The following is a 14,381-nucleotide window of genomic DNA, read 5'->3' as shown; positions in this document are numbered from 1 at the left end:
GGCACTGCGGGACCTTTAGAAATCCTCGCCTCGGTAATATCTTCCTGCATCAGCCTTCATCATTATTGCGCACAACCTCACTCACGAACATGGCGAAAGTATTACGACCCTATACAAAAACAAAAAAAAGACACGGAAGAAGCTCTTTTGGCTCACTTCGTGTCGCTCTTTTTATAGCTACCTGTGTCAGCAGAAAATAAAGTATTAGACTGGATGTCTTTATTCCACGCGGCTTTTCGAATTGCCATACCGTCAGACTCCATAAAATAAGTTTTAGACTTGCCCTAGAAAATTGAAACAGCGATAGCAAAGGACAAGAAAATAAAGTCCTTTGCTATCGCTGTTTCATTGAACTAATGTTTCCCGTTAGGTTAACGCCAGCGCCCAGTCTACAACTTTATTTTTACGGTCTAGTTCTTTATTTTTCAGAACTTCATTCATCGAACACCAACAAATCTCTTTTGCATTTCTCCGCCCCATACGTTACTATCTTTGTATCGACAAATTTGCAGGTCTATATTAAGGAGGTTTTAACACCCATGTGCCCCCGTACCAAAGAACAAAATGAGCTCATACGTATGCAGCGCAGAGAACAGATCCTGGATGTCGCCGCTCGTTCCTACTTTCGCACGGGCGGGAGCTTTGATATTCGCGACGTTGCCCGCGAGGCAGGGCTTGGTTACGGCACAGTATACCATTATTACCCCAACCGGCATTTATTAATAGAAGATGTGTTAGGAAGCGGCTTCGAGCGATGCGAGCAAGTTATCGCAAAATGGGCGAACATCAGCGGCAGCCCCCCGGATGACTGGCAGTTGTTGACGTATTGTAAAGCGCTGCTCCGGCTGTGGCAGTCGGACGCCCGCGCTTATCTCGTCTACAAAATGGCGGCGGAACATTATGCTGGCTTGCCTGAGAGGGATCGACACCACGCCAAAAGAAAATTTATGGAACGGCTGTATGTTCCACTCCAATTGATCGCTCAGTGCGAAGACGACAGCGTCGACCATATGCTTGCCGTACTGGTCGGTTGCTGTGGGCTGCACTACTATGCGGGCAATTCCGACCTGGACGTCGATCGAATCGCCCGACTCGCTATGCAAGCTATTACGAAGGAGTCCTGATACGAACATGATCATCTTAAAAAGCAAGCATGAAATCGAATCCATCCGCAAGGCATGCCAAGTGGTGGCTGAATGCCATCGTACAATTGCCCCGCTCATCAAACCGGGCATCACAACGAACGAGATTGAGCGCATATTCGAGGACATTATTTTGAAGCACGGCGCCAAGCCATACGAGAAGGGCTACAAGGGCTATCCATATGCGACCTGTGCCTCCGTCAACGACGTGATCGCGCATGGCTTCCCTAGCAATAAGCCACTTGAGGAAGGCGATATCGTGACGATTGACACGGTCGCGGAGCTCGACGGCTGGCTCGGCGATTCGGCTTGGAGCTATGCAGTCGGGCAGATCTCGCCGACGGCCGAGAAGTTGATGCGCGTCACGAAGGAATGTCTTGACCTGGGCATCGAGCAGGCGCAGCCCGGCAATCGACTCGGCGACGTGACGAGCGCGATTCAGCGGCATGCGGAATCATACGGTTTCGGCGTCGTACGCGACCTTCTCGCCCATGGCATCGGCCGCGACCTGCACGAGGAGCCGACCTATATGCATGTCGGCAAGCCCGGAAAAGGCCTCCGTATCAAGGAAGGTATGGTGTTCACGATTGAGCCCATGATCACCGAAGGCACCTACTTCATGACAATCGATCCGGACGGCTGGACCGCACGGACGATGGACAACAAGCTTGCCGCCCAATACGAGCATACGATCGCCATCACGGCTGAAGGTCCACAAATTTTGACCGCGCAATAGAATAAATAGAGGTCGATCAACGAAAGGTCGACTTCTTTTTTCGTATTCGGCATAGCAGCTTTCTTTATTCATTACAGGTAATAGTGTAAACGATATCCCGTTCCCATCTTCAAATCGAATTTTCTCCTGACAACCTGTCACATTCGTATCTTGGGCCTGATCCACTAGAACGCTTTTAGCCTATAGATGGGTATAACTCGCCTTAGGGGTGTCATGAGCCAAGCCATTGCTCTCATAGGTGAACCAATAGCTGATGACCTGACCAGCTGAAAGTCCACTGACCGTGTGCTCCCAGGCTCCATTGTTGTTCTTCATGCGATAATTCATTTGAGTGCTGCCGGACACGGTATAGTGGACATCTACAAATGCCGATGTACTCTCCGGCTGGAACGTGATCAACGCCTCGGTGGTGGAAATTCTGGAAACCCCTGTCATTGTAGAGGAAGCCTGGTGTGTATAGCTGAATGAAGGGGTATCATATTGCAATCCCGCTTTTTCATAGGTGAACCAATAGCTGACAACGGTCCCGATGGCGAGGCCTGTAACCCGCTGCCCCCAGACGCCGCCGTTGTTTGTCATCCGGTAGTTGAGCTGTTGTCCACCTGGCAAAGTATAATGCACGTCAACATAGGCGGAGGCTGTTTTGGGCGTAAATTGAAGCAGCGCTTCACTGTCGCTGACAAAGCGGGCTTGTGCGGTGTAATCCTTCGTTTCTCCGCCCCCGTCATTCCCGCCGTCAGAGGATGCTTCCGTAGTTACGGCTACAGCATTGCTGGCCGCAGATAGGTTGCCGGCTGCATCGCGAGCCTTAACGGTAAAGCTGTAAGTGGTGGCTGCATTCAGCCCTGTAACGGAAATAGAAGTACCGCTGGCCTCTGCTGTCTGAATCCCGTCCTTATAAACGGTATAACCCGTAACACCAACATTGTCTGTGGCTGCATCCCACTCCAGCGTGACCGCCGAAGCCGTTTTAGCCGTGGCTCGCACATTCGCGGGGATGGATGGTGCTTTCGTATCAGGCTGCGGATTGCCGCCGCTTCCATTTCCAGCATTAAAGCTATTCGGCTGCACGGTGATACTATGCCCATCTGAGAAGGTTATTGTTTTGACCTGGTCTGTAAAGTTGTAGGCTACATAGGTTTTTACTCCGTTTTTATGAAATACGGCATAAATAGGTGAATTGGCGGTGATGCTGCGGTCGATGTTGCCTAAAGCATCCAAATTGTAGATCCAGTGATAGGCATTCGCCTTGGAATTACCCGCTTCCGGTGTCATGCTCGCTGCGCGTGTGCTGAATCTGCCCTTCGCATCGGACGGGTCCGAAATCGCTCTGTACATATACACAATATCTTCCCACGGATTGAAATTACCTCCGCTTTTTTGCAGCAGATCGTTATAATTTTTAGCTGCATACTCCGGATATTGCGTCAAATACAAGGATGCAGCGGTGATCGGCAGCCAGTTGATGCCATGCACCTCTGTAGCATTATCGGTCCACCATGTTGCATTTCCCACCGTTTTACCGCCCCAAATCATGCTCGCCGTAGCGCTTTGCATCCCCGTGGGAGTGTTTGTGCCTTTCACATCAAACCAGTATTCGTTAATCGCATTCATTTCAGTTGTATATAGATAAATGCCCAGATCACGTGTTCGAGTGTCTCCCGTCGCTTCGCCCCATAAAATTAGACCGGCCCAGGTGTGCCCGGCATAGGGATCAAAATTACGCAAATACGGAAATTGCGAATCAGACCTGTCGGTATTGGCGATGTCGCGAATGAGCAGATTCACCATTTTCCCCCATTGGGCATTGGATGCCCAGCTTTTGTCCACACGTGCAATTTCAGCTGCGGCCTTAATAAAGTAGCCATAATGGAAATGATGGTCATTTAATTCCACTGCACTGCCAAAGCTGTCGGGATAACCAATCAATGTTCCCCAATTGCTGTTATACACAAATAGATTGGAGCTTTTCAGATTCCCCGAGCTGTCACTGGCCTTAAACCAGTCCTGCAGTCGGCTTTTGATCTCATTGCGGAACTGGGTCGCTGCAGCAGTGTTGCCAGCCTGGTCGGCGATCGGTGCCAGAGCTGCCAGCTTGCCCAGACGTTTTCCAATCCAGTACGTGTCTTCATTGCCAGAGTAGGTTTCGGCTTTCGCTTCGTTAATGTAGCTGTTCAGCGTATTTTTATCGTAAGACCCCAAGTCGGGCAGGGAAGGGAGCACCCCTGTAAATTTCATTTTCGTTTGAAAAGAAGTACCTTCCGCTGTTTTCATCAGGCCGCGTACAGAATTATATGTGTAGTTCAGCAAGGGTTGGGAAGAATTTTTCCACTGATGCGGATATAAGGCAAAAATAGTACCGCCCTGTGTACCTTCCTTCGCGGCTGTAGTAACGGTAAAGGTGGTGGTTAACTCGGCAGAGGTTTCGTTATAGCTGTACTGTGCTTTGGAGGCTGTGACAAAGGAATAGGCGTATTGCCGGAATTTGTTCAATGTGGCCTCTGTTTTGTCAGGCAAAGCTGCCACCGTAAAATAGCTTTTCCCGTTCAAATTATTGGTCAGTGTGCTCGTTCCCAAGCCGGACCAGGTACTGCCGGAAGGACCAAACAGGCCATAGTGTGAACCATTGACCGTAATGCCAAGCACAGGGGTGGTGGAAGACCCGAACCAAACCTCAGGTACCTTATTAAACGAAAGCTTGGGATTTCCGCCGCCAACTCAAAATAAACATATGGAGAGCCGTGTCCATAGGTAGCACTCATTTTATTGCTTCCGCTTTGAAATAATGATTTGACAAACCAGTCGCTGAAGCCGTCCACCTTGGCATCAGGAAATGAAGCGGTTACAGAATGGCCAATGGTAAAATCGTTCACATCATCCATCCAACCTGCGATGTACCCCGGATTTACAGTAATTTTTCCGCTCGGGTTAAAAATGCGCAGCCCGTTTTGCTGATTTTTCAAGGCAAGGGGATGCGGATATTGGGCCTCGGAGTAGGGCACCCAGGCCAGGCTGCTCCACCAGTCATTGGTGGGCATTGGACCGGATACATTCCCTGTTTTGTAAATTTCATTCTGCGGAGTTGCTGCTCCAGCGGGCAGTATGGTTGAATATGAACCAGCACCTTGCGTGACCTCACCCGAAAAGGCTTTAGTAGAAACCGGTGCAGCTAAAAATATCAGACTGGCACTTAACAAGCATAACAGCAATTTTTTCATAGCCTACCTCCTCCTTAGAATTCGCTAACCCCTTTCACTGCAAGGTTTTTCCCTTTTATTCCAATTCAGATTCAACTTCATTGTGCTTTATCCTGATTGCTAGGTCAATCCTTCATTTCTATATTTCAACTAAACGAGGCGAAAGTCTCTAAAAAAATAAAAGAAACCAGGACGAAAAGCCCGAAAATCCTCCCGGAGCACCGGAACACTATTCATTCTGGGAAATTACATCCATTCTTTCCTTTGGCTTCATCCCATAAAACATTCACCCCATGAGTTGTTCATCTCATTAACCATTCACCCTAATAAAGGTTTAGTATACAAAAAAAAGAATCTTCCAGGCTTCCAGCCCTTCAGATCCTCAGTCTTTTTAAATCTATAAGTTTTGAGTCTTTAAGTCTTTGAGTCTTTGAAAGTCCTCTTCCCCTTCTACCATGCTCCACACCAATTCGGAAAAATGAGTTACTTTGTGGCGGAGCCTCCCTCACCACAATTTCACTCACTTCTTCCGCTCAAAATACCCTTCTATCTTCAAATCCACGCCAACCTGCGTCACGCTCAAATCCTGTAGCCCAACCGCTTCGCTCATCGCTGACACGCCTTCTCCTCCCAAAAAGCCCGGTGCTTCACGTCCTCCAACCAGCTTCGGCGCAATATACAGTACAAGCTTGTTTGCCAGTCCTTGCTGTACGAACGAAGCGTTCACCTCGGCACCGCCTTCCACGAACACCGAAGACACCTCCGCCGCACCCAAAATATCCAGCATTTGCGGCAGACTAACCCGATCGCTGTTTTCATCCTGTGTCGGATATACCTTTACACCCAACTGTTCCAGCTGGCTTCGCTTGCCTTCATCATAAACACGTCCTGTAAATATCCAGGTAGGTGCTTCACCATCTGTAATGACACGAGCATCCAATGGAATACGCAGCGTGCTGTCCAGAATGATACGAATCGGATTCCTTCCTTCCGGCAAACGTGTCGTTAGCTGCGGATTATCATGAATCACGGTCTGCACACCGACCAGGATGCCCACATGCTCATGACGAAGACGATGCACATCCTCCCGTGCCACCTCGGACGTAATCCACTTGCTTTCCGAGGTTCGGGTGGCAATTTTACCATCCAGCGTCACTGCTGATTTGATCGTAATAAAAGGACGCTTGCTTGCAATATAATGGTTAAACACTTCATTCATACGAATGGATTCCTGCTCGCATACTCCGACAATGACCTCGATGCCCGCATCTTTCAAAATCTGTACCCCTCTGCCCGAAACGAGCGGGTTCGGGTCCAGTGCAGCGATCACCACGCGGCGAATACCAGCCTGCACAATCGCTTCTGCACACGGGCCTGTCCGTCCGTGGTGGGAGCACGGCTCCAGCGTTACATAAATCGTTGCTCCCCGAGCATGCTCACCCGCCATACGCAAAGCATGAATCTCCGCATGTGGCTCGCCGGGCTTCAAATGAGCGCCGATCCCAACAATACGACCGTTGTTAACAATCACTGATCCGACGAGCGGATTCGGTTCTGTCTGCCCTTTGGCACTTCTGGCATTTTCCAACGCCAGGCGCATATATTTTTCGTGAATGGTCTGAGTGGTCATAGAACCTCCCTGAAATCAAAATCCCGCAAATGGCCGGACCGTTCCACTTTTGTATTCAAATACCGTTCGTTATATTGCGATACATCGCCCCACAGCGGCATACGCCCCGCCACATTCATACCCGATTTTTTCAAGGCATCCAGCTTTTTAGGGTTATTTGTAATCAATGTTACCGGTTTTTGTCTCAGGTGACGCAGCACATTGATGGCGTCCACATAGTTGCGGGTATCATCTTCAAAGCCCAATTGATGGTTGGCTTCGACAGTATCCATGCCTTCCTCCTGCAAAATATATGCCATTGCTTTACTGAACAAACCGATCCCACGACCTTCATGATTGGCCAGATAGAACAATGCACCTGTTCCATGCTCCACAATCATCTTCATAGATTGGTGAAGCTGAAATCCGCAATCACAACGCTTGCTGCCAAAAATATCTCCAGTATGGCAAATACTATGCATACGAACAAGTGCATTTTCCGACTGTTGAAGATCACCATATACCAGTACACTTGACTGTTGTCCCTCTGCCAAATTCAGTGTCGACAATCGCTTCACAATTGTGTCAGCGGTTGCGTTCAGCAAGTCCTGACGATCAGCCTCATCCCGTACAGGCAACCAGCAGTACCATTGGAAAACAACGGTTTCCCCCTCCAAATTAACTGGCAGCTTGATCGGTCCTACCAAAATCGTCGAGGATTGCTCTCCACGAATCGTTTGAATTTTATCGTTAAGTAGCGTAGCTACATCTTTTTGGTTCATCTCTCTGCACCATCCTTTATATAAGCTCTATCTATCCGGAAGCCTCGGTTATTCAAAGCCTAATCGCTGATTTATATGATTGGGGTTTCTGCTGGTAAAAAATGTTCATGAAACGTGGATTCCATCGTCAGCTGCCGTTCCTGAAGCTCGGTCACAGCCTGTCGCCGTCTGTCTTCGAACGCCTTCAAGCCCGCTGCGGTGTATCCCCCCTCCTGACGTAAACGAAGAAGCTCACTCGCCAGCACATCGGCATCCTTCAAGGCTGCGTTCAGGCCAAAAGCTCCGGTAGGTGTCATGGTATGCGCCGCATCTCCAATGAGGACCAGTCCGCCCAGCGTCCACGTGTCACTGCGGCTGCTGAAAATATCCAACGGCACGAAGTCCTTCCATGAACGAATGTGATCATGCACACTATGCTCCAGATCTGGGAAAGCCTCCGTCATCAGCTGGATGAACGGTTCAAAAGATTGCTTAAACAGGCTCGAAAAGCTGCCTTCCTCCACATTCCAGCCAATTTGGATGTAGCCCTCAGCCTGTGAAAATAAAGACAGCTGCCGTCCATTGACCAGCGCAAGACGTGTGACAGGCTCCCATCCGACAGGTGCTGTGATTTTCGCCCATAGCAGATCATAGCCGTGTCGAATGTTCGTTGCAGGCATCTGTGCCAGCTTGCGCACCGTTGAATAGCGACCGTCTGCCCCGACAATCACAGAGCTATGAATTGTAATCTCACAGCCGCTCTGGTCACGGGCGGTCAGACCCGTGTAGCCCTGCTCGCTGTCACCTTGCAATGCAGTCACAGTCGTGCCAGCCAGGTAACGGAAGGATTCATACGTTGAAGCCTGTTTCAGCAGAGCCTCCAAAAAGCGAGGCTGTGGAATGTGAATCCCCACATTCCCGTCTGCTGAGCCCGGCTTGACCGTTTTCATCTGCTGCTGATGCTCCCAATATTCGATTCTCGTTGAGGCAAGAATGTAATCCTCATGAATTTGTTCAAGCAGCCTGTGCTTTTGAATCACCTGCTGACCTTCATCATTTAAAATTTCACCGCGGAAGGCCTTTCCCGCCACGCTCTGCCGCTCAACCAATATTGTAGAAATACCCTGCTTCGCCAGCAAACAGGACAACAAAGTCCCTGCCGGTCCCCCGCCAACTATACACACTTCACATTTCAGCTTCATCTGACTTCCCCCTGCACCCAAACCATGACCTCAGCAATTAGTCCGTACCTGTCCATTTAATTACATCATTATAACATTAAAATAAGTTCAAATTTTAAGCATTCATATATAAATGTCCGTAGCGAATCTAACGAGTTACTTTATGTAACAAAGTATATTTATATCATTCAATTTCGTCAAGTAATAAATTTATACAAAGTAAAGTCATTTACTTTTGACAGTGTATCGTTAATAATAGGAGCATGAGGTGATCTTATGAACATTCCGCAAATGTGCCCACGGTTTGAAAAAGCTATGGAGCTACTGAGCAAACGTTGGACGGTATTAATCGTGTTTCAACTAACTAATGGTCCGCAACGATTTGTCGCTATTGAGAATTCAATCCCCAATTTAAGCGGGAAGGTTCTTTCCGATCGCTTGAAGGAGCTTGAGGAAGAAGGAATCATACAACGTATGGTTTACCCTGAGAAGCCGGTTCGGATCGAATACTCCCTTACGGATAAAGGACGCGATTTAGCTCCATTGTTTGACCATATCGGTACTTGGGCTACCCGCTGGATTGAAGTTGTGCCAGCAATTGAACAGCAATGATCCGCCTAACATGCTAAAGAACGCCTTTGCCGGGTACAATTCGTACTCATCACGCAAGGCGTTCTATTTCTTTATAAGACATTTCACTTATGTATCTTTTTCATGATTTACAAGGTTACCATTGCAGTTCCCATCAACGCTTCCATCGCCGCCGCGTTGCATTTCCTCACGGATGGCTTGCACCCGTTTTTTCCCCCAGTCGTACATCATCTCTACAATCGGTAAAATCGTCATTCCCAGATCGGTCATCGAATACTCCACCTTTGGGGGCACCTCTGGATATACTTCCCGATGTACAATACCGTCCTCCATCAACTCGCGCAGCTGGTTGGTCAGCACTTTATGTGACAGCTTCGGAAACAGCCTTTGCAGATCGCTAAAGCGATGCGGCCCTTCCACACCCAAATGCCACAAAATAACAACCTTCCACTTTCCGCTTAACACCGACAGGGTCAATTCCTTTTCACAGTTATAGTCTCCGTTGACGATCTTCTCCCGTATTTCTTCTCTTAGCGTATCAGACATATATCGTTAACTCCTTTTAATTCATCATGTTCTTACAGCCTAAGCCTAACAGTAACCTACAGGTAACCTCCGTACTTGAAAGTGCATTCTTCACAGCTAGACGAAGCCATCCTACAATAATAGATATCGTTTCATATTCAAGGAGGAATAAAGTATGAGTAAAAAAGCCCTTTTTATTATACCCCCAGAGCGCTTTAATGAGGATGAATTGTTTAAACCCAAGGAAGCGCTAGAGCAAGCAGGCGTTACAGTGACACTGGCTAGTACAAGAACAGGTGAAATTATCGGTGACTACAACGGTAAAGCGACCGCTGAGCTTATATTCACAGACGCAGTCCCTACGGACTATGATGTGGTATCTGTAATCGGTGGATCAGGAACAAATGATCATCTGTGGAACAATGCAGACCTCCAAGCTCTGCTGAAACAAACCCATGAGCAAAACATTCTATTGTCCGGTATCTGCGCAGGCTCTGTAGCCGTGGCTCAAACCGGACTGCTCTCCGGCAGAACGGCTGCATGCTATCCGGTGGACGTACAGAAGGATCAACTCCAATCGCATCAAGCCGAATATGTGGCTCAGCATGTCGTTGCGCATAGCGACATTATTACAGCCGATGGCCCAGATGGCGCTCAGGAGTTTGGCGAAGCCCTCGTTAAAGCCCTGCGATAAACTAGCTTAGAAATCACGAGAGCAGGTCATACAATCAGGCATTTTCAGGTCCATTTTTCATTGGGCTTGGAGATGCCTTTTTTCTAATACTATACCGCCTCATGGCTCCTGGAATGCCCTTGATTTCCAATTGTCCATTATAAGCCAGGTATCGGAGTCGATATTCAAAAAACTCATCCCCTATTTGTTGATCCAAATATCCTATGACCTCTCCAATCACTCGTGCAGATTTCATAAAATCTGGTTGAGGTTGCTGCTGATGCAGCTTGTTCACCTTTTTTAATATATAGACGTCATAGTAGTCTTCGGCTACGTTAACGATCTCTCTATCCTTCCATATCCGCAGTACTTCAGGCTGCAGCGACAGCTCATACCACTCCTCCACCAATCGTCCTCTTTCTTCTTTCGTTAATGGAATACCCTTGCCGCTTTTGTTTACAATGGATTTCAGCTGGTCTGCAGATATCTCAGCTGATCTCAAACCTGTAGTATCCCGCCGTCTAACTTCGTGGCTGTAAGCGTCCGCAGCATTTTTAATACGTATAGGGTTAGGCATATTTCTCAGCAGATACATGGCCAAACGGAGTCCCACCTGCTCTGGTGCATTGTTCCCTGTCCAGATTGTAATGTCCGCCTGTGCAGAAATAGCAGCAAACTGTTCCATTAGTAGAAAATCATCCAATTCAGCGTATTCGCCATATTCATCATAAATATGATCTCTAAACCATTCACGTCTATGGCTACGACCAATTTCCTCTTGTAACTTCCACAGTGGACCGATCGCATAATTATCCCGAAAAGAAATTATTCGATGAGTGTCTTCCCATCCAAGTTGTTTGAGCGCTATTTTCATACTCCCTGCAAAAGAATCACCTACCACGATGTGTACCTGTGTTCCTTTAGAATCAGGCTCCCAACAGGTCATCTCTAGAAGCTTCATTCCGTCTCACCTCTTCTGTAATTTGCATTATACCTATCAGCAGTAATTTATGTTACTTGTTCTCCTTTTGCACCTGTCTTTCATGCTGAAGTGACTAATTTAATTGTACGGTTCTGGATTGTCGTGCTAATTTGGAAGAATCGACGTTTAGCATAGGAGGCTTATGCCGTGATTATGAAAGGCAAAATCCATTTACATCAGGTAACGTCCGAATCGTTACGACTGGGCGCCTTACTTTCATTAGTAGGGGGCTTTCTGGACACATATACCTTTGTCGGAAGAGATGGCGTATTCGCCAACGCACAGACAGGCAATATCGTACTGCTGGCTGTCAAAATCATTCAGGGAAGCTGGGTTCAGGCGCTAGTTCATATCCCGCCCTTGATCGCCTTTTCGCTGGGCGTTTTTATTGCTGAAGGGATCAAGCGAAAATCGACCCACCGTCTAACACCGGACTGGGCCCGCACTATTCTTTTACTGGAAATTGCAATTTTTTTCATCGTGGGACTGATTCCGCAAGGAGTTCCCAATACGGTAGTAGTGGTGATCGTCTCGTTCGTCGCTTCCGTACAAATGACTTCCTTCCGCAAGCTCATTGATGTGCCGTACACCTCGACGGTCAGCACCGGAAACCTCCGATCCGCTACAGAGGCTGTGTATATCGCCATAACGACCAAGGACACGAACGCTGCCATTCGAGCGATGCGTTATGGTGTCATCCTGGCAGCCTTTTTGGTCGGTGCTTTGCTGGGGGGATTTCTGACTTTGACGATTGGGGATAAAGCCATTTGGGGCGCTGTTGTTGCACTCATTTTTTCTTTTATTTTATTTACGGAAAAAGAGAAGTGGAAGCTGCCCCTGCGTCACTAAGCCTGTGTATTACCCCTGAACAAACTGGCGCTGGGCCATTTCAAAGAAATTCAAAAGATCCTCGCGGGATGGGAATGCGGCCTGAGCTGATTGGTTGCTGCCGCCCCCCTTCCCTTGAAATGAGCCCAGATTCTCCTTAAAAAATGTCCCGCAGGCGACAGCCTGTGTGCCGTTATGGGTCAGAATGATTTTGTTGTCTGCTGTTGTGGCGAATAAAACAAGCAAATCATGTTCAGCTGTCAGCCTGGCAGCCATTTGCTGTATTTCCTGAAACGATTTTTGTTCAAACATATGAGCAAGAACGTGCCCTGAACCGTAGCGAGCAATTCTTTCGACTGATACGAAGCATTTTCCTTCTGCAGAAGCTCCATTTGCGCCTTGAGCTGCTTGTGCTCCTGCTCCCATTTTTCAAATCGGGTCAAAATGTCCTTTCGCCCGGTATTGAACCTCGCAGATAATACGTCCAGAATCCGTACACTCTCGTTAAAATCCTGAAGTGCACGAGCGCCGCATTTGAAATGGATTCTCGCCATGCCCTTCTGCTTCTCCCATTTCAGACATTTGATGATTCCAATCTCCCCCGTCTGAGCCACATGTGTACCACCGCAGGCATTATATTCAATGCCTTCAATCTCAACAATCCGAATATTTTCCGTCACTTTGGGCGTTTTCACGAGCGGGATATCCTTCAATTGCTCATCGGTTACAAAATAGCTTTTTATGCTGCGGTTACTGTAGATTTGCCGATTCACTTCCTGTTCGATTGCCGATAGCTGCGCCGATGTTACATTCGAACAATTGACGTCAAGGAGGAGCGTCAGCACCTATACATGAACCAATAAAAGGATAGCTTTTCCCAGTTCATACTTAAAATAAAAAGCACCTTTGAAATCACTATAAAAGTGGTTTTGAAGGTGCTTTTACTCATTCCTCAGGTTTACTTATATGCTCGACCTAATTGATAGGCGTGCTCCAGCAAGCCTTCAATGTATTCTTTCGATTCGGACAAAGTATCATAGAAGAACTCAACCTTGGACTCTCTTACTCTTGCGTAACCGGCAATGGCTTTATTCAAATATTGAGTTACCAGATCGTGGTATCCATACTTGATCAGATGTTCTTTTGTTCCTCCCGCCAGGCACATCCACAAAACCTGTTTTGTCGTAAACTCCTGAAGTAAGCCTATGTTCCATACTTTATCCAGGTATCCCTTTAGCATGGAAGGGACACTGTACCACCATAGAGGAAACACAAAGACCAGAGCATCCGCAGCAGCAATTCTGTCCATCTCTCTCCGTGTTTCAGGAGCATATTGTTTATGAGGAGTATTCCAATCCAGCTCGTCTGCCGCGCTATAAACCGGATTAAACCCATCCCGATCCAAGTCCAGAATATCTACCTCGTGCTTATTCTCTTTCAATCCCTCTACAAAACGCTTCATGACCGCAAGGGTAAGTGAGTCTTCTCTAGGATGCGTAACGACCAATAGAACTTTCATGTTATCCGTAACCTTCTTTCTCCTCGTGATTGGTGTACCCTGTCTACAGATGCTATTATGGTTGATATATATGAAAGTGTGAAGTACGCACTTCAATGTACCGTAGGTACTTTAAGGTTCCTTAGTGCCTTTTGTACTACAGATCGGAGAGGGGGAAAGTCTATGGAAGACAAAGCCAAAACCTATATGCTCGGGATCGAGGCAACTTTGGAGGTCATCAGTGGAAAGTGGAAAAGCATCATCCTACACCATTTAACCAGCGGCAGAAAACGTACATACGAACTTCGTCAACTCATTCCGAAAATCACCCAAAAAGTGCTCACCCAACAGCTTAGAGAGCTTGAAAAGGATGGAATCATCCACCGCATCATTTATAACCAGGTTCCCCCCAAAGTGGAATATGAGCTTAGTGAATATGGATGGGATTTTAAAGATCTGCTTGATCGTTTTTGCTTATGGGGAGAAGATCATTTGGATAGGATCTATGGAGATAAAACAAAGGTGCTGGAAGAGTATTCTGTGAAGGAAAAAAACGCCAAACAAGCACCACCTCTTTAAGGAGGCGTGCTTGTTTGAAATGCTGTACTACATGCTCGTTGCTTATACCTTTATAACGCCTGACTACCGTTAAATACTT

At 47.5% G+C, this 14,381-nt stretch carries 14 protein-coding genes and 1 pseudogene; 6 read left to right on the top strand and 9 right to left on the bottom strand.

Features of this window, described 5'->3' with window-relative positions:
- The first annotated feature begins 578 nt into the window (after window positions 1-578).
- The gene (locus tag L693_RS0120130) at window positions 579-1,124 is read left to right on the top strand and encodes a TetR/AcrR family transcriptional regulator (protein ID WP_231503714.1); all 546 of its coding nucleotides are present in this window, start codon (window positions 579-581) and stop codon (window positions 1,122-1,124) included.
- A gap of 7 nt (window positions 1,125-1,131) precedes the next feature.
- Window positions 1,132-1,878 carry a type I methionyl aminopeptidase gene (gene map, locus L693_RS0120125; protein WP_025719423.1) on the top strand — a complete coding sequence of 249 codons (747 nt, stop codon included), beginning with the start codon at window positions 1,132-1,134 and terminating at the stop codon, window positions 1,876-1,878.
- A gap of 180 nt (window positions 1,879-2,058) precedes the next feature.
- On the opposite strand, the pseudogene L693_RS0120120 reads toward map, so the two are convergent.
- The 4 genes and pseudogenes from L693_RS0120120 to L693_RS0120105 all read right to left on the bottom strand — a co-directional run bounded on the left by L693_RS0120120 (window position 2,059) and on the right by L693_RS0120105 (window position 8,647).
- Window positions 2,059-5,096: pseudogene (locus L693_RS0120120) on the bottom strand (glycosyl hydrolase).
- 499 nt (window positions 5,097-5,595) lie between these two features.
- Window positions 5,596-6,705 carry a bifunctional diaminohydroxyphosphoribosylaminopyrimidine deaminase/5-amino-6-(5-phosphoribosylamino)uracil reductase RibD gene (gene ribD, locus L693_RS0120115; protein WP_025719422.1) on the bottom strand — a complete coding sequence of 370 codons (1,110 nt, stop codon included), beginning with the start codon at window positions 6,703-6,705 and terminating at the stop codon, window positions 5,596-5,598.
- A complete protein-coding gene (locus L693_RS0120110) occupies window positions 6,702-7,466 on the bottom strand; it encodes a GTP cyclohydrolase II (RefSeq protein WP_007432264.1) in 765 nt (254 codons plus the stop codon). Before L693_RS0120110 ends, ribD begins: the two co-directional genes overlap by 4 nt.
- Before the next feature lie 71 nt (window positions 7,467-7,537).
- Window positions 7,538-8,647 carry an FAD-dependent monooxygenase gene (locus L693_RS0120105; RefSeq protein ID WP_025719421.1) on the bottom strand — a complete coding sequence of 370 codons (1,110 nt, stop codon included), beginning with the start codon at window positions 8,645-8,647 and terminating at the stop codon, window positions 7,538-7,540.
- Between the two features lie 255 nt (window positions 8,648-8,902).
- Between L693_RS0120105 and L693_RS0120100 the strand changes: the two genes are divergently transcribed.
- Window positions 8,903-9,238 carry a winged helix-turn-helix transcriptional regulator gene (locus L693_RS0120100; protein WP_025719420.1) on the top strand — a complete coding sequence of 112 codons (336 nt, stop codon included), beginning with the start codon at window positions 8,903-8,905 and terminating at the stop codon, window positions 9,236-9,238.
- An 87-nt stretch (window positions 9,239-9,325) separates the two neighbouring features.
- Here the strand turns inward: L693_RS0120100 and L693_RS0120095 are convergent, their stop codons facing one another.
- Entirely contained in the window at window positions 9,326-9,763 is a 438-nt protein-coding gene (locus tag L693_RS0120095; protein WP_025719419.1) for a winged helix-turn-helix transcriptional regulator, read from the bottom strand.
- A 154-nt stretch (window positions 9,764-9,917) separates the two neighbouring features.
- Between L693_RS0120095 and L693_RS0120090 the strand changes: the two genes are divergently transcribed.
- Window positions 9,918-10,436, top strand: coding sequence for a DJ-1/PfpI family protein (locus L693_RS0120090; RefSeq protein ID WP_025719417.1), 519 nt, complete (start codon window positions 9,918-9,920; stop codon window positions 10,434-10,436).
- A 34-nt stretch (window positions 10,437-10,470) separates the two neighbouring features.
- Here the strand turns inward: L693_RS0120090 and L693_RS0120085 are convergent, their stop codons facing one another.
- Window positions 10,471-11,376 carry a DUF1835 domain-containing protein gene (locus tag L693_RS0120085; RefSeq protein WP_025719416.1) on the bottom strand — a complete coding sequence of 302 codons (906 nt, stop codon included), beginning with the start codon at window positions 11,374-11,376 and terminating at the stop codon, window positions 10,471-10,473.
- Window positions 11,377-11,544: 168 nt separating this feature from the next.
- Here L693_RS0120085 and L693_RS0120080 point away from each other — a divergent pair, with 168 nt between their 5' ends.
- On the top strand, window positions 11,545-12,246 hold the full coding sequence (locus tag L693_RS0120080) for a YoaK family protein (protein ID WP_025719415.1): 702 nt from the start codon (window positions 11,545-11,547) through the stop codon (window positions 12,244-12,246).
- A gap of 9 nt (window positions 12,247-12,255) precedes the next feature.
- Here L693_RS0120080 and L693_RS31615 read toward each other — a convergent pair whose 3' ends face one another.
- From L693_RS31615 to L693_RS0120070, 3 genes are all read right to left on the bottom strand, one after another.
- Window positions 12,256-12,501: a hypothetical protein gene (locus L693_RS31615; protein WP_231503713.1), complete on the bottom strand. Its 246-nt coding sequence runs from the start codon at window positions 12,499-12,501 to the stop codon at window positions 12,256-12,258.
- Window positions 12,486-13,070 (bottom strand): hypothetical protein, encoded by a 585-nt coding sequence (locus tag L693_RS0120075; RefSeq protein WP_231503712.1) that lies wholly within the window; start codon window positions 13,068-13,070, stop codon window positions 12,486-12,488. The genes L693_RS31615 and L693_RS0120075 overlap by 16 nt, the downstream gene beginning before the upstream one ends.
- A gap of 113 nt (window positions 13,071-13,183) precedes the next feature.
- Window positions 13,184-13,744, bottom strand: coding sequence for an NAD(P)H oxidoreductase (locus L693_RS0120070; RefSeq protein WP_025719414.1), 561 nt, complete (start codon window positions 13,742-13,744; stop codon window positions 13,184-13,186).
- A gap of 162 nt (window positions 13,745-13,906) precedes the next feature.
- On the opposite strand from L693_RS0120070, the gene L693_RS0120065 reads away from it, so the two are divergent.
- Window positions 13,907-14,302, top strand: coding sequence for a winged helix-turn-helix transcriptional regulator (locus L693_RS0120065; RefSeq protein WP_025719412.1), 396 nt, complete (start codon window positions 13,907-13,909; stop codon window positions 14,300-14,302).
- Window positions 14,303-14,381 lie beyond the last annotated feature (79 nt).

The sequence above is a fragment of the Paenibacillus sp. 1-18 genome (genome assembly GCF_000520755.1).
GTDB classification, from domain to species: domain Bacteria; phylum Bacillota; class Bacilli; order Paenibacillales; family Paenibacillaceae; genus Paenibacillus; species Paenibacillus brasilensis.
Note: the sequence above shows the minus strand (reverse complement) of the source record. Positions and strands in the feature narration are given on the sequence as shown.